Here is a 215-nt window from a genome sequence, read left to right as displayed (position 1 = left end):
GAAAAGAAGTAGTAAAAGGAAAAACTGACGAAAAGGGAATTGCGAAATTCGAAAAATTACCATATGGAAAATATACGTATAAAGAAACATTTGCACCAGAAGGATATTTAATTAATGAAGAAACATTCTCATTTGAAATCAAGCAAGATGGAGAAATTATTAAACATGTTGTACAAGATAAAAAGGTTACAGGCTCTTTAGAAATAACAAAAGTA

At 28.4% G+C, this 215-nt stretch carries 1 protein-coding gene; it reads left to right on the top strand.

The features are described 5' to 3' along the window. Positions 1 to 215 (top strand): prealbumin-like fold domain-containing protein (locus tag AAIE21_RS29555; protein ID WP_343269892.1); only part of this gene is annotated, 215 nt, incomplete at both ends.

The sequence above is a fragment of the Paenibacillus sp. 102 genome (assembly GCF_039549175.1).
Classification (GTDB): domain Bacteria; phylum Bacillota; class Bacilli; order Bacillales; family Bacillaceae_G; genus Bacillus_A.
Note: the sequence above shows the minus strand (reverse complement) of the source record. Positions and strands in the feature narration are given on the sequence as shown.